Origin of the sequence: Thermanaeromonas sp. (assembly GCF_021890735.1) — a bacterium.
Classification (GTDB): Bacteria; Bacillota; DSM-521; order Neomoorellales; family Neomoorellaceae; genus Thermanaeromonas.
Map to the genome: position 1 here is coordinate 1 of NZ_JAKKUR010000005.1, position 17,970 is coordinate 17,970.

13 protein-coding genes are annotated in these 17,970 nt (G+C 51.0%); 12 read left to right on the forward strand and 1 reads right to left on the reverse strand.

Annotation, left to right across the window (positions count from 1 at the left end):
* Positions 1–164 (forward strand): IS1096 element passenger TnpR family protein (locus L5656_RS11295; RefSeq protein ID WP_428849293.1); only part of this gene is annotated, 164 nt, incomplete at its 5' end.
* 342 nt (positions 165–506) lie between these two features.
* Here the strand turns inward: L5656_RS11295 and L5656_RS01885 are convergent.
* A complete protein-coding gene (locus L5656_RS01885; RefSeq protein ID WP_297198212.1) occupies positions 507–764 on the reverse strand; it encodes a hypothetical protein in 258 nt (85 codons plus the stop codon).
* A 376-nt stretch (positions 765–1,140) separates the two neighbouring features.
* Here L5656_RS01885 and L5656_RS01890 point away from each other — a divergent pair, with 376 nt between their 5' ends.
* The 11 genes from L5656_RS01890 (at position 1,141) to L5656_RS01940 (ending at position 17,906) form a co-directional block, all read left to right on the forward strand.
* A complete protein-coding gene (locus tag L5656_RS01890) occupies positions 1,141–2,319 on the forward strand; it encodes an MFS transporter (protein ID WP_297198215.1) in 1,179 nt (392 codons plus the stop codon).
* A gap of 475 nt (positions 2,320–2,794) precedes the next feature.
* Positions 2,795–3,574 (forward strand): AAA family ATPase, encoded by a 780-nt coding sequence (locus L5656_RS01895; protein WP_297198218.1) that lies wholly within the window; start codon positions 2,795–2,797, stop codon positions 3,572–3,574.
* Positions 3,567–5,591, forward strand: coding sequence for an anaerobic carbon-monoxide dehydrogenase catalytic subunit (cooS, locus tag L5656_RS01900; RefSeq protein WP_297198221.1), 2,025 nt, complete (start codon positions 3,567–3,569; stop codon positions 5,589–5,591). The genes L5656_RS01895 and cooS overlap by 8 nt, the downstream gene beginning before the upstream one ends.
* A gap of 12 nt (positions 5,592–5,603) precedes the next feature.
* Positions 5,604–7,796, forward strand: coding sequence for an acetyl-CoA decarbonylase/synthase complex subunit alpha/beta (acsB, locus tag L5656_RS01905; RefSeq protein WP_297198224.1), 2,193 nt, complete (start codon positions 5,604–5,606; stop codon positions 7,794–7,796).
* 149 nt (positions 7,797–7,945) lie between these two features.
* Positions 7,946–9,283 carry an acetyl-CoA decarbonylase/synthase complex subunit gamma gene (acsC, locus tag L5656_RS01910; protein ID WP_297198227.1) on the forward strand — a complete coding sequence of 446 codons (1,338 nt, stop codon included), beginning with the start codon at positions 7,946–7,948 and terminating at the stop codon, positions 9,281–9,283.
* 31 nt (positions 9,284–9,314) lie between these two features.
* Positions 9,315–10,064: an AAA family ATPase gene (locus L5656_RS01915; RefSeq protein ID WP_297198230.1), complete on the forward strand. Its 750-nt coding sequence runs from the start codon at positions 9,315–9,317 to the stop codon at positions 10,062–10,064.
* A gap of 75 nt (positions 10,065–10,139) precedes the next feature.
* Positions 10,140–11,111, forward strand: coding sequence for a CO dehydrogenase/acetyl-CoA synthase subunit delta (gene cdhD, locus L5656_RS01920; RefSeq protein ID WP_297198233.1), 972 nt, complete (start codon positions 10,140–10,142; stop codon positions 11,109–11,111).
* Between the two features lie 22 nt (positions 11,112–11,133).
* Positions 11,134–11,922, forward strand: a complete 789-nt coding sequence (locus L5656_RS01925; protein WP_297198236.1) for a methyltetrahydrofolate cobalamin methyltransferase — start codon at positions 11,134–11,136, stop codon at positions 11,920–11,922.
* A gap of 47 nt (positions 11,923–11,969) precedes the next feature.
* Complete coding sequence (locus tag L5656_RS01930) at positions 11,970–12,521, forward strand: 4Fe-4S dicluster domain-containing protein (protein WP_297198238.1); 552 nt, start codon at positions 11,970–11,972, stop codon at positions 12,519–12,521.
* The gene (locus tag L5656_RS01935; protein ID WP_297198241.1) at positions 12,521–13,375 is read left to right on the forward strand and encodes a CoB--CoM heterodisulfide reductase iron-sulfur subunit B family protein; all 855 of its coding nucleotides are present in this window, start codon (positions 12,521–12,523) and stop codon (positions 13,373–13,375) included. Before L5656_RS01930 ends, L5656_RS01935 begins: the two co-directional genes overlap by 1 nt.
* A gap of 55 nt (positions 13,376–13,430) precedes the next feature.
* On the forward strand, positions 13,431–17,906 hold the full coding sequence (locus tag L5656_RS01940) for an FAD-dependent oxidoreductase (RefSeq protein WP_297198244.1): 4,476 nt from the start codon (positions 13,431–13,433) through the stop codon (positions 17,904–17,906).
* Positions 17,907–17,970: the final 64 nt, after the last annotated feature.

Genomic DNA, 17,970 nt, shown 5'->3' on the forward strand with positions numbered 1-17,970 from the left:
ACTGCGGTGGCCCCTGGGGGTACCAGAGGATGCTGAAAATCCTTTCTGACCCGGAACACGAGGAGTATGAGGAGACAGTCGAGTGGCTGGGCGGGGAGTTTGACCCTGAGGCTTTTGACTTGGAGGAGATAAATCGGAGGCTGTGGCGGATCCGTCTAAAGTAAAAATTCACAAACCCGCGACCTACTGATCTGAAGAAAATAGAATCAGCAGGTCATGGCTTGACAGCAATTTTGACAGCAGTGGGAGTAGAAAACTATAGACACAATAGACAAATATGGATGTGAAAGCCTTGAAAAATAAAGCCTGTAGACAACTACAGACTACCACGGACAAACGGGAACTATCTTGTAATCAGCAGGTCGCCGGTTCGAGTTCGGCCGCCGGCTCCAAGAAAATTAAGGCCTCTGGGGATCCGGAGGCCTTAAAATTTACGCTTTCCTCCGCTCTATTTTCTTCCTGGCTGCCGTCATACAATTCCTGCTCCTTGCTTTCTGGTGGCGTTTTTATGGACGTGGTCCTTGAGCAAACAGGGACCTCTCACCCTGGTAGTCGTCGGGCCTTTTGATGAAGCACTCGAGCGTTCCCGGCAGCTTTAAAGCCACGACCCCGAAGTATTTCTGGTCCACGGCATCGTAAGCGATCCTGTACCGGAGAAGCAAAAAGACGCAAATTTTCCCTTCCTCTCCACCTAAGAAGAACTGGCCGCAACTCTGGATGGAATAAAGCCCTGTATTGTACACTTTCTTCTTCAAAGAATTCATAGAGCTTTTCTTCCCTGAAGCCCACGCCCTAATCGATTATTCCGAACAATCGTATGCTTTCAGGCTGGCACTAGAGGGCGTTGACACCGAGAAAGTAGCAACTAAAAATTTGTGAACCCGTGACTGATAACGGTTTAGTTAAATAAGAAGATTTAACTTGATAAATAAAATAATAGGGAAAATCCCCCCTATATGTCGAAAAAGAAAAAGGATGAAAGGGAGCAAATATAATGAGGTACCAGGATGAAGCCTTCTAATGCTCACTGGTACCTCTCTGCTTGCTATGTTAAATTCCTTAGTGGTCTTGGGTAAAGATATTAGGCCCTACGTTTAGCAGGTGTTCAGGAGATATAGCAACATGAGAGGAGGTTTTGGGATGAAGAGGAAAGCTTGGGCCGTTATGTGGGCGGCCTATCTGGGAGGCGTGGCCGTAGCTATGAACCAGTTTAAAGTGCCACCAGTAATGGGAGTTCTTATGAAGAGTCTTCACGTAGATATGGCCACGGCCGGATGGCTAATGTCGGTGTTTTCACTCGCTGGCGTTATCTTAGCATTTCCAGCGGCGTTGCTTCTTGCACGTCTGGGCCCTAAGGTAAGCGGACTAATAGGTCTAGGTTGTTGCATCTTTGGCTCAATTATGGGGGCATTGGCCCAAGGGCCAGAGGTTATGCTTGTGGGGAGAACTATTGAGGGTATAGGCCTGGCTTTGATTGCGGTGGTGGCTCCGGCAGTAATCAGTATGTGGTTCGAACCTCAGGAAAGAGGATTGCCCATGGGTATCTGGTCCACGTGGGTACCTGTAGGGACTTTCCTTATGTACAACCTGGCCAATCCCATGGAGAAACTTTGGGGTTGGGCGAGTATATGGTGGTTCGGAGCCGCCTTTGCTCTAGTAGCTTTCATAGTATACAGTGCTATAGTAACAGTACCGGATAGGGTAGAGAGCGCAGGTGAGGTACAGGATAGTGCCAAGCCATCTTTAGGTTTAGGCTTAAGGAGTACTAATAGCTGGTTACTCGCTCTCTCCTTTGCAGGATTCAATTTTAGTTTTATAGGCTATTCCACCTGGGCTCCCTTGTTTTTAAATCAGGTGCATAAGATAGACCCAACAGCAGCCAGCTTTTACGTCAGCTTAACTACATTAGTATGTATACCTGGCGGTATAATAGCCGGTTGGGCATTAGACCGTACGAGAAATCGTAAGGGTGTATTGATAACCGCCTTCGTTATAGCTGTTATTCTGCTGGTTTGGGCCTTTAAATTAGGCGAGAGCGTTTCAACCATAGTCGCGTATTTTGTCGTTTTAGGTGTGGTGGTAAGTTTTGTTCCTACCACTACTTTTACTTTAGCTCCTGAGACAGCCCCCGATCCTCGGTTAGCCGGGGTGGCCTTAGCTACAGTTATTTTTGGTCAAAATGCCGGTATGCTTCTGGGCCCTCCTATCATTGGTCGAACAGTTGCCGGTGGAGGCTGGATCGGCGGAACATATCCTTTATTAATAGGTACCATTATATCCCTAACAGCAACTCTATTGATCCGGAGTAGAGCCAAATAAGATAACTTACTTGTTGCCGCGTTCCGCAACGCTATTACGACTGTATAAGCCCGGTTTATTTTACCGGGCTAATTTATTTGAAACTGGGAGCAAGCCCCAACTTTCTGTTGACAGGCTCGTATTACCAAAGGTATCATTTATGACAAGTATCCAATTATGCTATGTATCCAAGTAACAAGTGTGCTATTGAGCACGAAGAAAAAGGTAAAACTGATGGCTTTGCAACTCATTTCACCATTTAAACAATTAATGAAATTTATATCCGCTTTTTCCTGAAATGTAGTATAATTAGTGTGAAAGGCTGAAATACGGGGTTTAATGTTTTGCATCTTCAAGGGACAATTGGCAAATTCTTAAACAAAAATTTTAACCACACTAGCAGGAGAATCGGATGTTGTGACGAATTTCACTAAGTGTCGGCTTGTGGTATCCGGAAATTTAGATGGACCATACATTAAGCTGGAGGATATTTAAAGTGAAATTGGCCGTGTCTGGTAAAGGTGGGGTAGGTAAAACGACTATTGCTGCCGGTTTAACCAAATTCTTTGCTTCTCAAGGCTTCCGGGTTTACGCCGTGGATGCAGACCCGGATGCAAGCTTAGGAATGGTCTTAGGCCTGCCTGAAGAAAAGGTGTGTTCCCTTAAGCCCGTAGCGGAAATGCGAGAGGTCATAGCCCGAATAACGGGAGGAGAAGGCGCCTTTTTTTCCCTAAACCCCGACGTAGAGGTTCTTCTTTCCGATTATACCCTCGAATACGGTAATATTATGTTTTTTAAAATGGGAACCGTAAAGCAAGCCGGTACCACCTGTTACTGCCGGGAGAATGCTGTTTTAAACGCCCTCATAAATTCCCTTCTGCTCCGGCGCCAAGAAATGGTTGTCTTGGATATGAGCGCGGGTATCGAACATCTCACCCGCGGAACAGCCCGGGGAGTAGATGTTATGCTGGTCGTAAGCGAGCCTTCCCCCGTAAGCCTGCGGACGGCGCGCACAGTGGAAAGATTAGCGAGGGACCTGGGGATCCCCCGGATAAAGTTTATAGCTAATAAAGTACGGAATCCCCAGGAAGAAGAGCTCTTCCGCCACCAGTTCGGTGAAGACTTGTTAGGAGTAATTCCCTTTGAAGAACTGGTCTGGCGTGGTCAGAATGAAAAATCTTCTACCTTCAACCTTGCCTTAGAAGCCGTAGGTCACCGTTTATTGGCCATGGATTTCCCAAAGACCTTAGTGGAGGAGGTAAAAAAAGATGCCTAGGTTTCGCGACGTTACCCATACCAGCCGGCCTTCAGGGGCCCCCCGGGTAACCGAGCCTAAAAAACGCGAAAGAACCGTTGACCCTGCGGCACTGGAGGTGCTGGAACACAGCAAGAAGACAAACGTTATAACCGCCTTTGATCGGTTTGTAGCCCAACAACCCCAGTGCAAGTTCGGATATGAAGGGATTTGCTGCCGGTTTTGTATAGCCGGGCCCTGCCGTATAAAAAGCGACTCCGGTCCTGGAAGCCGGGGTATATGTGGGGCTTCCCCCTGGACGGTGGTGGCCCGGAGCGTGGGGCTTCTGATTTTGACTGGCGCAGCTGCTCATTCTGAACATGGGAACCACCTAGCCCATACTTTACTGGAAATGGCAGAGGGCAAAGCGCCGGATTACACCATCAAAGACCAGGAAAAACTTTACCAGGTGTGCCGCAGGGTAGGAATAACGGTAGACGGGAAATCGGAAAACGAGTTAGCCTGGGAGCTCGCCCGGAAGGCCTTAGAGGATTTTAGCCGGCTTAAAGGTATGGGGGATTCCACCTGGGTCACCACTACTGTTACTCCTGGCCGGGTGGAAAAGTTCCGCACCCACAATGTAATGCCTCATGGCATCCATGCCACCATTTCTGATCTTGCCAGCCAAGCCCATATAGGCAACGACGATGATCCTGTCAACCTGGTCTTCAGCGCCATCCGCGTGGGGCTGGCCGATTATGCGGGTATGCATATCGCTACCGACATTTCCGATATTCTCTTCGGTACTCCGTCTCCTGTTGTTAGCCAGTCCAACATGGGTGTTTTGGACCCCGATAAGGTCAACTTCGTATTACACGGGCACAACCCCCTTTTAAGTGAGATGATAGTACAGGCTGCCCGAGAATTAGAAGGGGAAGCGCAAACCGCGGGAGCCAAAGGTATTAACCTGGTGGGGATATGTTGTACCGGTAACGAGGTACTTATGCGTCAAGGTATACCCCTGGTGACTTCTTACGCCTCCCAGGAGCTGGCTATCTGTACGGGCGCGGTAGATGCCATGTGCGTGGATGTGCAATGCATCATGCCCGGCCTTCAAGCGGTAGCCGAATGCTTCCATACCCGCCTCATCACCACCTCGGATATCGCAAAAATTCCCGGATCCTACCACTTAGAATTCGATACGCATAATGCTTTAGAAAAAGCCAAACAAGCTCTGCGGTTGGGAATTGAAGCCTTTAAGGAAAGAAAGGAAAGCGGCCGGGAAGTGTATATCCCGTCCGTCAAAAATACGGTGGTAGCCGGCTGGAGCTTAGAAGCCCTGCTTAAGCTTTTCGGCGCCGTAAACCCCGAAAATCCGGTGCGGGTGCTAAATGAAGCCATTCTTTCCGGAGAGTTGGCCGGTGTCTGCCTCATGGCAGGCTGCAATAACCTTAAGGTTTACCAGGACGCCTCCCACCTGACCATCATGCGCGAACTTTTAAAGAACAACGTTTTTGTTATAGCCACGGGATGCTCGGCCCAATCGGCGGCCAAGCTGGGGCTTATGGATCCAGCCAGGGTAGACGAGTTGTGCGGGGAGGGGCTAAAGCGCTTCCTCTACAGGCTTGCCGAGAAAGCTAATATAAACGTCGGGCTTCCGCCGGTGTTCCATTTGGGTTCCTGTGTAGACAATACGCGCGCTTCCGATCTCCTCATGGCCATGGCCAACGATCTGGGCGTAGATACTCCCAAGGTTCCCTTCGCTGCTTCAGCGCCGGAAGCTATGAGCGGTAAGGCTACCAGCATCGGGACGTGGTGCGTGGCTTTAGGCCTTCCCACTCATGTAGGATGTATGCCACCTGTGGAGGGGAGTGACCTTATCTATAGCCTACTTACCCAGATAGCTAGCGACGTCTACGGTGGCTACTTCATCTTCGAGATGGATCCGGAAGTAGCCGCGCGCAAGATTTTAAACGCTCTAGAATACCGTACCTGGAAATTGGGAGTTCACCGGGCGGTGGCTGAACGTTACGGTACTAAGCTTTACCAAGGTTACTAAGGGGGGACGAAAATGACGGTAGAGTTCGATAAGATTTACGAAGGAGCCATCCCCGAGGGTAAAAACCCTGTTAAGCTTTTCCGGGAGGTTTACCACGGCGCCATAACCGCGGTAAGTTATGCGGAGATCCTCTTAAACCGTGCCATCAAGGAATATGGTCCGGACCATCCGGTAGGTTATCCGGATACAGCATACTACTTACCGGTGATCCGCTGCTTTAGCGGTGAAGAGGTAACTAAGCTGGGCGATCTACCACCTATCCTTAACCGCAAACGGGCGCAAATTAAATCTGAGCTAACCTTTGAAAATGCCCGCCTGGCCGGGGAAGCTACCTGGTATGCGGCAGAAATTATAGAAGCCCTCCGCTATCTTAAGTATAAGCCTGAAGAACCCCTGGCTCCTGAACCGTGGACAGGGTTCATCGGTGATCCCATAGTCCGGCGCTACGGCATTAAGATGGTGGACTGGACCATTCCTGGCGAGGCCATTATTCTGGGGCGCGCGAAGGATTCTAAGGCCCTGGCCAAGATGGTTCAAGAACTTATGGGTATGGGGTTCATGCTTTTCATATGCGATGAAGCTGTAGAACAACTTTTGGAGGAAAACGTTAAGTTAGGGATAGACTACATGGCTTACCCGTTAGGTAACTTTACCCAGATAGTGCATGCCGCTAATTATGCCTTACGCGCAGGTATGATGTTCGGTAACGTGCCTCCTGGGGCAAGGGACGAACAGCGCGATTACCAGCGCCGCCGCATCCGTGCCTTTGTCCTGTACTTAGGGGAACGCGATATGGTCAAAACGGCGGCAGCTTTTGGTGCCATTTTTACCGGCTTCCCAGTTATAACAGACCAGCCGTTAGGTGAGGATGAAACGATACCCGACTGGTTCTTCAGTGTCCCGGACTACGATAAGATGATCCAGATTGCCATGGAGGTCCGGGGTATAAAGCTTACTAAGATTAAACTTGATCTACCCATCAACTTTGGCCCGGCCTTCGAAGGCGAAAGCATTCGCAAGCATGACATGTATATAGAGATGGGCGGAACCCGCAGCCCCGCCTTTGAGCTGGTGCGAAGCGTACCGGAAGATCAGATTACAGACGGTAAGATCGAAGTCATCGGCCCCGATATTACCGATGTTCCGGAAGGAAGCGTCCTCCCGCTGGGAATAATAGTAGATATTTACGGACGTAAAATGCAGGAGGACTTTGAAGGAGTGCTGGAGCGACGGATCCACGACTTCATCAACTACGGCGAAGGACTATGGCATACTGGGCAGCGCAACATAAACTGGCTCCGGGTGAGCAAGGAAGCAGTAGCCAAGGGCTTCCGGTTCAAGCACTTCGGGGACATCCTGATTGCTAAGATGAAGGAAGAATTCCCCGCCATAGTGGATAGGGTGCAGGTGACCATTATTACCGATGAAGAACTGGTAAAAAAGGAAATGTCCCAGGCTTTGGAGAAATATAAGCAGCGCGATGACCGTATGCGAGGCCTAACGGACGAAGCAGTAGATACTTTCTATTCTTGCGTCCTGTGCCAGTCCTTTGCTCCCAATCATGTATGCATAATTACTCCGGAAAGGCTGGGTCTGTGCGGTGCGGTAACCTGGCTAGATGCTAAAGCTTCTTATGAGATCAACCCGGCCGGACCCAACCAGCCCATTCCCAAGGAAGGAGAAATTGACCCCATTAAGGGCATCTGGAAGAGCGTAAATGACTACCTCTATATCGCTTCCAACCGTACGCTGGAGCAGGTTTGCCTTTACACCCTTATGGAGAACCCTATGACTTCCTGCGGTTGCTTTGAGGCCATCATGGCCGTGGTGCCCGAATGTAACGGCATCATGATTACAACCCGCGATCACCCGGGTATGACGCCATCAGGGATGACATTCTCCACCTTGGCAGGTATGATAGGCGGTGGGGTGCAGACACCGGGATTTATGGGAATAGGCAGGAGGTATATAGTTAGTAGGAAATTTATAGCCGCTGATGGCGGCATCGCACGTATTGTTTGGATGCCTAAGTCCTTGAAGGAATACCTCCGGGAAGATTTCATCCAACGGAGCGTTGAAGAGGGCTTGGGCGAAGACTTCATAGATAAAATAGCCGATGAGACCGTAGGCACCACAGTGGAGGAAATCCTCCCCTTCCTAGAGGAGAAAGGACATCCTGCTTTAACTATGGACCCGCTGATGTAAACGCCGCTTCCTTTCCGGGGGAAGGTTCTCTCTTTCCCCGGAAAGGTGCTATCAAGTTAAACCCACAAGTAAGTAAACAAGGAGCCGCTGCCAGTACTGGTATAGCGGTCCTTCAAGCAAGGATTTTTAGGAGAAAGGGGTTATAGAGCATGGCTTTGACGGGGCTAGAGATCTATAAACAGCTACCCAAGAAAAACTGCGGGGAATGCGGCACCCCTACCTGCCTGGCCTTTGCCATGAACTTGGCTGCAGGTAAAGCGAGCTTAGATGCTTGCCCCTATGTTTCTCCTGAGGCCCGGGAGGCGCTAGAATCTGCTGCTGCGCCCCCTATAGCTAAAGTCATCTTGGGCACCGGGGATAAGGCAGTAGAGATGGGGGATGAAACGGAACTCTTCCGTCATGATAAGCGTTTCAATCACGAACCCGCCATAGCCTTGCGGGTTAGCGATGCCCTTTCCAAGGATGAAGTTCTTTCCAGAGTCCAGTCCATAAACGACCTCTCCTTTGACCGTGTGGGCCAGCACTACACCGTCCAGGCCATAGCCGTCACCCATGACGCTCAAGAACCGGAAGCCTTCGTACAAACAGTTGAGCTGGTAGCAGCTAATACCGACCTTAATCTAGTTTTGATGGCTGAGGACCCTGCTGTATTAACTCCAGTAGTACCGAAAGTTGCAGCTCGCAAACCCTTGCTTTATGCGGCTAACGTTAATAATTACGAGGCCATGGTGTCCTTAGCTAAAGAGCACGGCTGTCCCTTGGCTGTCAAGGCCTCTGGTCTGGAAGAACTTGCTGGACTGGTAGAAAAAATTACAGGCTTAGGGTATAAGCAATTGGTGCTGGACCCGGGAGCCCGGAGCCTTTCCCGCGCGGTTGCAGATTTCACCCAGATCCGGCGGCTGGCCATAAAAAAGCGGTTCCGTCCCTTCGGCTATCCCATTATGGCTTTGACCACTTCTACAGATCCCTTGGCAGAGGTTCTAGAAGCAGTAAACTATATTGCTAAATACGCTAGCTTGATAGTGCTTAATACCATTGCCAAAGCCCATCTTTTGCCCCTCCTTTCCTGGAGGCAAAACCTTTACACTGATCCTCAAGTACCCATCCGGGTGGAGGAAAAGATTTACGAAGTGGGTGAGGTTAACGAAAACTCCCCTGTATACATTACTACCAATTTCTCCCTTACCTATTACTCCGTAGAAGGTGAAGTAGAAAGCAGCCGGATCCCGAGCTATATCATTCCGGTGGATACTAACGGGCTTTCTGTTCTAACAGCCTATGCCGATGGTAAATTTGATGCTGAAAAAATAGCCAGTGTTATAAAGAAGTTGGGTATAGAAAACAAAGTTAAACACCGGACGCTCGTTATCCCGGGATTGGTAGCAGTTCTTAAAGGAAAGCTAGAGGATCTCACAGGATGGAAAGTGCTGGTAGGCCCGCGGGAAGCCTCGGGGATCCCGTCCTTCGCCCGGAACAATTTCGCCTGAGCGGGAGCAGGTTACAGAAGGTGGCAGGGTAATGGCAAAGCATATAGCTGTAGCGGGTAAGGGTGGTACAGGCAAGACTACCTTTGCCGCCCTCCTTATACGCTACCTGTTGGAGCAAGGTAAAGAAAGCGTTTTAGCTGTAGATGCGGACCCCAATGCTAACTTAAATGAAGCATTGGGGATCCCGGTAAGCAACTTTGTCGCCGATATCCTAGAGGAGGCTAAAGATAGCAAAAGTATACCGCCCGGAATGACTAAGGATATGTTTATAGAGTACAGGCTGGCTCAAGCCATAGTAGAGACAGAGAAAGTAGACCTGCTGGTTATGGGGCGGCCCCAAGGGCCGGGGTGCTATTGTTACCCCAACGACATCCTGCGTAAGCATCTAGAAACTTTATCCCGCAACTACCAGTACGTAGTTATAGATAGCGAAGCAGGGCTTGAACATATAAGCCGCCGTATAATTCAAGGTGTGGAATATCTCTTCGTTCTAAGCGACGCTACCGTTCGGGGGATACGCTCGGCAGGCCGGATACGCCAGTTGGTAAAGGAACTAAAACTGCCTATTCCTAATCTATGGCTGGTGGTCACCCGCGTACAAGGATCTCTCAATGGCCTTAAGCCGGAGATAGAGCGCTCTGGGCTGCCCCTGGCGGGCACCATTTCCTTTGATCCCCTGGTGATAGAGTATGACGCCGCGGGAAAGCCTCTTTTCGAACTGCCCTCAGATTCTTTGGCTGTACGGGAAACGAGGCGCATATTGAAAGAGCTACCTCTATAACTCCTGGTATTCGCTTAGCCACATCTATCTGAGAGTTTTCGACCGGTCCAAAACATTAAAAGGGAGGTTCGAACTATGCCTCTTCAACTTCTAAAGGAAAAAAACCGGGCTGCTGTCCAAAAGGTGACTTTAGGGGCTACTAAAGAAGAAGGAGGTACGCGTACACATACCATAACCATAGGGGGCGATGCAGCATTACCTTTCCACCATTTTGAAGGTGAGATACCTCACCGCCCAGTAGTAGCCATGGAAGTGCAAGATATAGAACCGGATTGGCCGGATGCTTTAAAAAAATGCTTCGTCGATGTAATGAAGGAGCCCGGGCGCTGGGCAGAAAAATGTGTTAAAGAGTATGGTGCCGACCTCATCTACCTTAAATTGGATGGTGCCGACCCGGAAGGGGCCAACCGCTCTGTGGAAGATTGTGTAGCCGCAGTGAAGGAAGTATTACAAGCCGTAGGCGTTCCCCTCATAGTAGTCGGTTGTGGCGACGCTGAAAAGGATAAAGAGGTTTTAGAGGCCGTAGCTGAGGCCGCGGCAGGGGAAAACCTACTTTTGGGCAATGCAGAGCAGGATAATTATAAATCTCTGACCGCGGCGTGCCTGGTCCACAAGCATAATATAATCGCCAGGTCACCCTTAGATATCAACATCTGCAAGCAACTCAATATTTTAATTACCGAAATGAACATGCCGCCCAACCGGATAGTAATCGATCCTTCTATAGGGAGCCTAGGCTACGGTATAGAATATGCTTACTCGATCATGGAGCGCACGCGACTTGGCGCCCTCCAAGGGGATAAGATGCTTTCCATGCCAGTATTATGCACAGTGGGCTATGAGGCCTGGCGTACCAAGGAAGCCGTGGCCCCTGTCAGTGATTTTCCAGGCTGGGGAGACACAGAGGAACGGGGTATTTTATGGGAAGCGGTTACGGCAACCGCACTGCTCCAGGCCGGCGCTCACCTTCTTCTCATGCGCCATCCCAAGGCCGTGGCCTTGGTTAAGGAGAATATCGAAAAATTAATGGTAAGCAATGCCTATTAAAAAATTTAAGGGGGCTAGTTTTATGCTTATTATAGGCGAACGCATCAACGGTATGTTCAATGATATCAAACGGGCCATCCAAGAGCGTGATCCTGCTCCCGTCCAAGAGTGGGCCCGGCGGCAAGAGCAAGCCGGTGCCCGTGCCCTGGATATCAATGTGGGCCCGGCAGTGGAGGATAAGGTAGGGGCTATGAAATGGCTGGTGGAAGTCGTCCAGGAGGTGAGCGATCTTACGCTTTGTCTGGATACCACCAATATCAAGGCCATAGAAGAAGGTCTCAAACTGTGCAAAAAACCGGCCATTATTAACTCCACCAGCGCGGATAGGGAGAAAATAGAAAAACTTTTCCCTTTGGCTGTTGAATACGGAGCCTCCCTTATCGGGCTTACGATGAATAAGAACGGTATCCCTAAGGATGCCGACACACGTCTGGCTTTGGCCATGGAGCTGGTTGCTGCTGCTGACGAGTTCGGTCTTCCCATGGAAGACCTGTACATTGATCCTCTTATTCTACCCGCCAACGTTGCCCAGGATCATGCTCCGGAAGTCCTCAAGACCCTTTATCAGGTTAAGCTTTTAGCCAATCCGGCTCCGAAGACGGTGCTAGGTATAAGCAACGTTTCCCAAAACTGCCAGGACCGGTCGCTCCTGAACCGTACCTTCCTGGCCATGGCCATGGCTTGCGGCCTGGACGCGGCCATTGTAGATGCCTGTGACGAAGAGCTCATGGCTACGGCAGCTGCGGCTGAGGTCCTCCGCAACCGCACGGTGTACTGTGATTCCTTTGTTAAGGTGTTCAAGAGCCAGTAAGAACGCGCTCCTCCACAGGGTATTTCTTACAAGAAGGGGGGAGGGGGTTGCAAGAAAATAAGGTGCTACCGCAACCCCACCTTCTGAGCTGGGTACAAGAAACCTCGGGCCAGCCGGTTAGCCGGTGTTATCAGTGTTATAAATGTACGGGCGGTTGCCCGGTGGCATCTTTTATGGATATATTGCCCCACCAGATAGTCCGCTGCCTCCATTTGGGGTTGGAGGATGAGCTTTTAAAAAGTAAATCCATATGGCTTTGTGCTAGTTGCCACACGTGTAAGGCCAGATGCCCTAACGGGATAGATATCGCCAGTATAAACGATGTTTTAAAGGCTAAAGTTATATCCCGTGGCCTCGTACCCGCTTCTTCTACCATAGCCACTTTCCACCGCGAGTTTCTGGCTTCTGTAGAGAAGTACGGGCGGGCCCATGAATTAGGTTTAGTTATGGCTTATAAGTGGAAAACCCGTGATTACTGGAAGGATCTATCCCTGGGGGTGAAGATGTTCCGGAAGGGAAAATTTAGACTTTGGCCCGATCGTATACAAAACAAAGAACAACTTCGCTCTATCTTTAAAAGGGCAAGGGGAGAAGCCTGATGTTCTTCGGCTATTACCCGGGGTGTTCCCTTCATTCCACGGCAGCAGAATACGATGCCTCCACCCGCGCTCTATTTGAAGCCTTGAATATCCCCCTCAAAGAGATACCCGACTGGAACTGCTGCGGAGCCACCTCCGGGCATTCCCTTAACACGTATTTATGCCATTCTTTATCCTTACGCAATATGGTACTCGCTGAAGGAGTAGCTTCACATTTGGTTGTACCTTGTGCTGCTTGTTACAATGCTCTGCGCTCCACTCAAGCTTTCTTAAAAAGCGGAACAAAGGAAGCGAAAAAACTCCAAGAAGATATAAAATTGTCTATAGGGCAAGAGTATAAAGGAATGCTCGAGGTGCACCACCTCCTTGAAGTGTTGGGGACACCCGATATACTATCCCTTATAAAGGAAAAACAAAAAGTCTCCCTGGCGGGGCTTAAGCCCGCCGCCTATTACGGCTGCCTTTTGACCCGTCCACCGAAAGTAGTAAATTTTGAAGCTGATGCCGAACAACCCCAGCTTATGGACCGTCTCCTTAAAGCTTTGGGGGCTGAGCCGGTATCTTGGAGCCACAAAACCGAATGTTGCGGAGCTAGCCTCTCCATCCCTGCTCCCGAAATTGTCGAGGAGCTGGTAAAGAAAATTGTGCAAGCTGCCGTACGTGCGGGAGCAAATCTACTGGTCACCGCCTGTCCTTTATGTCAAACTAACCTGGACAGCAGGCAGCCGGAAGATTATAAGCTACCGGTACTATATATAAGTGAAATTTTGGCTCTGGCCCTGGGTATTTCGGCGCCCTGGTTGAACAAGCACTTAATCGATCCTTCCCCGGTGCTAAAGAGTTGCAACTTTTAGTCTTGCTACCCGATCCCCGTAAGGTAACCCCCTTCTTTCAGGGAAGGAAAGGCTGGTGAGGGTATTTATGCAGGAGCTGAAGGAGAAGCCGGAACTAACAGGCTCGGTTTTGGTGGTCGGCGGCGGTATCGCGGGTATGCAGGCTTCCTTAGACCTGGCCAACGCCGGGTATCTGGTGTATTTGGTGACGGAGTCACCTTCCATAGGCGGTAAAATGGCCCAACTGGATAAGACTTTCCCTACCAATGAATGTGCCATGTGCCTGCTGGGCCCGCGCATGACGGATACTCTAAACCACCCTAATATACGGTTATATACCTGTTCTTCCCTCGAAAAGGTAGAAGGAGAAAAGGGCAATTTCCGCGTGAGGATTCGCCAAAGGCCGCGCTATATAAACATAGACGAATGTACGGCCTGCAGTGATTGCGAGCAGGTCTGCCCGGTTAGGGTACCCAATACCTTTAACGAAGGCCGAGGGGAGCGCAAAGCAGTTTACAAACTCTTCCCTCAAGCCGTACCCAACAAATACCTGATAGAAAAGCGCGGTATACCTCCTTGCCGCAGCACCTGCCCCGCAGGGACCAATGCCCAAGGGTACGTGGCCTTAATTTCCCAGGGCAAATTTGCCGAAGCCCTGGAGGTCGTACGTCGCCGTATGCCTTTTGCTGGTATATGCGGTCGTATCTGCCACCATCCCTGTGAAACGGAGTGCAACCGGGGGCAGTTTGATGAGCCGGTAGCCATAGCCTGGCTTAAACGGGCAGCTTATGATTACGGTTGGGAAGAAGCTCAAGAGAAAGAAAAGGAAAGTTACCGTCCGCGCCGAGTTCGCCCCCAAAGGGTAGCCATAGTAGGCGCAGGACCTGCGGGTTTAACCGCAGCCCAAGATCTGGCCCTGGAGGGTTTCCAGGTTACCGTATACGACGCCTTGCCCTCGCCCGGAGGGATGCTGAGGGCAGGGATTCCTCGCTACCGCCTGCCTCTAGAAGTGGTGGAACGCGAAACCCAGCGTATTTTGAACCTAGGTATACACTTTGTCCCTAACACCCGGCTGGGCCAAGATATAACTTTAGACGAGCTACGCTCCCAGTACCAGGCCGTCGTTTTGGCCGTCGGTTTACAGAAAAGCCGCGTCCTCAACATCCCCGGTGCTGAACTTAAGGGCATCCTTCCCGGCCTCGATTTCCTCCGCCGGGTGGCCCAGGGCGAGAAAGTTAAAGTAGGCCGCCGCGTAGTAGTTATTGGCGGCGGAAACGTAGCCATGGATGTGGCCCGTAGCGCCCGGCGGCTCGGAGCAGAGGAAGTCCATGTAGCCTGTCTGGAAGCCCGTAAAGAGATGCCGGCCCACCCGTGGGAGGTAGAGGAAGCTTTAGAAGAGGGCATTATCTTGCATAACTCTTGGGGACCCAAAAGGTTCCTGGGAGGAAGCGAAGTCGAAGCAGTGGAACTGATGCAGTGCACCCGTGTCTTCGATGAAGAAGGCCGGTTTAATCCCCAATATAATCCTGAAGTAACCACTACCATACCCGCCGACACTGTTATCGTAGCCATCGGTCAAGCTGCCGATCTGGATTTCTTAAGCGAGAAGAGCGGTATACGGACGGAAAAAGGACTTATTGCCGTCGATCCACTGACCCTGGCTACAGACCTGCCCGGTGTCTTTGCCTGCGGGGATGTGGTGCGGGGACCGAGTTCGGTGGTAGAGGCGGTAGCTTCCGGCCATGAAGTGGCTGAAACTGTCAAGCGTTATCTTGAGGGCCGGGACTTAAAGGAAGGTCGTGAAACTCCACGTCAAGAGAAATTGGGACCACCAGAAAATATTGTACCTTTCCCCGCCCGTCGCCTTAAACAACGTGTGGCGCCTCCCGAAGAAAGGGTACAGGACTTCCGAGAGGTTTACTTGGGTTATACTCCTGAGATGGCCCAGGAGGAGGCCCGGCGCTGCCTAAATTGCGGTATATGCTCCGAATGCCTCCAGTGCGAGACCGTCTGCCAAAAGAAAGCGGTAGAACACTGGCAGACGGAAAAATATGAAGACCTAACGGTGGGTAGTATAATACTTGCCCCTGGTTTTGAGCTCTTCGATGCAAAGCTTGCCGGAGAATACGGTTACGGGTATTACGATAATGTCGTGACGAGTATGGAATTTGAACGCTTCTTAAGCTCTACCGGCCCCACCCAAGGACATGTAGAACGTCCTTCTGATGGTAAAGTTCCGGAGAGGATAGCCTTCATCCAGTGTGTGGGCTCCCGGGACTGCGAGGGTGAAGGAAGCCCGTACTGTTCCGCCATCTGCTGCATGTATTCTACTAAAGAAGCCATTATAGCCAGGGAGCACGACTCCCGTATAAAGCCCACCATCTTTTACCTTGATATGCGCTCCTACGGTAAAAATTTCGATAAATACGTAGAGGCTGCTAAGCAAGCCGGGGTCCGTTATGTACGGGCTATGATCTCCCGGGTAGAAGAAGATCCAGTCACCAAGAACTTATTTATCCAGTACTTCGACGGCGAAAGGATAGTCCGGGAAGAATTTGAGCTAGTGGTATTAGCCCTGGGCGTGCGCCCGCCCAAAGAAGCCGCCAAACTTGCCAAGGTATGTGGCATCGAACTTAATCCTTACGGTTTCGCTAAAGCCCCGGAATGGCAGCCGGTAGCCACCACCAGGGACGGTATCTACGTGGCCGGCGCCTTCCAGGGTCCCCGGGATATCCCGGAAACGGTGGTAAACGCCAGCGCGGCAGCAGCGTGTGCCGGAAGGGATTTGGCTCCTGCGAGGAACACTCTAGTACGGCCTAAAGAATACCCGCCGGAGAGGGATGTAAGCTCCGAGGAGCCCCGGGTAGGCGTTTTCATCTGCCATTGCGGAATAAATATTGCCGGAGTAGTGGACGTGCAGGCCGTTGTAGAGTTCGCCCGTAAGCTTCCCTATGTAGTATATGCGGAAAATAACCTTTACACTTGCTCGCAAGACACCTTAAAGAAGATAAAAGAAATAATCCAAGAGCACCGGTTAAACCGGGTAGTGGTAGCCTCTTGTACCATCCGTACGCACCAGCCCCTTTTCCGGGAGACTTTAAGGGAGGCTGGACTAAACCCCTTCTATTTTGAGATGGCCAACATCCGCGACCAGTGCTCCTGGGTCCACCGCCAGGAACCCGACAAGGCTACGGAAAAGGCTAAAGATCTCGTGCGCATGGCCGTAGCTAAAGTTATAAAACACGAAGCCCTGCACCTCCAACCGGTACCTGTAGTACGCGAGGCGTTGGTCATTGGCGGTGGAGTAGCAGGGTTGACCGCCGCTTTAACTATAGCGGATCAAGGCTATGACGTTTACGTGGTAGAGCGCGAGGAAGAACTGGGAGGATATGCCCGCAACTTGCGCTTTACCCTCGAAGGTAACGACATCCAAGCCTTCCTTAAAGATCTCATAGAGCGGGCAAAGAGCCATCCCCGGATTAAGATCTTTACTTCTGCTCAAATAGAGGATTTCGGCGGCCATCAGGGCCACTTCGTGACCACTATATCCCAGGGGGCCCCAGGCCGGGAACATATAAGGCGAACCCATAAGCTAGAACACGGAGTTATAATTGTAGCTACGGGTATCAGAGAGGCCTTCACTTCCGAATACGGATTGGGCCAGGATCCCAGGGTAATTACCAACACCCAACTAGAGCAGGAGCTTGCCGACGGTGCATTTGACATTAAAGCACATAAAGAGATAGTATTCATCCAGTGCGTCGGGTCCCGGGAAGGTGAGCGCCTGTATTGTAGCCGGACGTGCTGCGCCCAATCCCTTAAAAATGCCTTGAAGATAAAAGAACTTAACCCGGAGGCCAAAATTTACATCCTGTATAGGGATATGCGGGCCTATGGTTTTATGGAGGATTATTACCGGAAAGCTAGGGAACTAGGGGTAACATTTATCCAGTTTGATCTTGCTGCTAAACCCATAATACGGCAGAGGGAGATCGGGTTGCTAGAAATAGAGATACACGATCCATCCTCTGGAAAAATTTTGGTCCTGTGGCCGGACCGGGTAGTCCTGGCCCTGGGAGCTACAGCCCCGGAAGATGTTCACAAACTGGCCACCTTGTTTAAACTTCCCTTAAATGAAGACGGCTTCTTTGTAGAAACCCATGCCAAGCTGGCACCCATAGACTTCCCCTCGGCCGGTATATTCCTGTGCGGCGCCGCCCACTCGCCCAAATCCATATCTGAGGCCATAGCCCAGGCTCAAGGCGCCGCGGCTCGGGCTTGCACTATTTTAGCCAAAGACCATCTGCTGGTGGGCGGGGTAGTGGCGGTAGTGGATGAAAATAAGTGCGCTGCGTGCCTCACCTGCGTACGGGTATGCCCCTACAGTGTCCCGCGCATCAATGAGCGGAATGTAGCCGAGATCAACCCCGTCCAGTGTCAGGGCTGCGGTACCTGTGCAGGTGAGTGCCCGGCCAAGGCTATCCAGTTGCAGCACTACAAGGATAGCCAGCTTTTGGCCAAAGTGGCTGGGTTATTTAAGGAGACCTGGTAAAACCGCGGGGCTGCGGGCCGGTGCAAGATACATCCCGGTGACGGCTCCATTTCAGGGAGGTGCA

Excerpts from the sequence above, each read along its gene's own strand:
- L5656_RS01885 (WP_297198212.1), bottom strand. The coding sequence starts at position 764 with ATGAATTCTTTGAAGAAGAAAGTGTACAATACAGGGCTTTATTCCATC.
- L5656_RS01890 (WP_297198215.1), top strand. The coding sequence starts at position 1,141 with ATGAAGAGGAAAGCTTGGGCCGTTATGTGGGCGGCCTATCTGGGAGGC.
- cooS (WP_297198221.1), top strand. The coding sequence starts at position 3,567 with ATGCCTAGGTTTCGCGACGTTACCCATACCAGCCGGCCTTCAGGGGCC.
- acsB (WP_297198224.1), top strand. The coding sequence starts at position 5,604 with ATGACGGTAGAGTTCGATAAGATTTACGAAGGAGCCATCCCCGAGGGT.
- acsC (WP_297198227.1), top strand. The coding sequence starts at position 7,946 with ATGGCTTTGACGGGGCTAGAGATCTATAAACAGCTACCCAAGAAAAAC.
- L5656_RS01915 (WP_297198230.1), top strand. The coding sequence starts at position 9,315 with ATGGCAAAGCATATAGCTGTAGCGGGTAAGGGTGGTACAGGCAAGACT.
- cdhD (WP_297198233.1), top strand. The coding sequence starts at position 10,140 with ATGCCTCTTCAACTTCTAAAGGAAAAAAACCGGGCTGCTGTCCAAAAG.
- L5656_RS01925 (WP_297198236.1), top strand. The coding sequence starts at position 11,134 with ATGCTTATTATAGGCGAACGCATCAACGGTATGTTCAATGATATCAAA.
- L5656_RS01935 (WP_297198241.1), top strand. The coding sequence starts at position 12,521 with ATGTTCTTCGGCTATTACCCGGGGTGTTCCCTTCATTCCACGGCAGCA.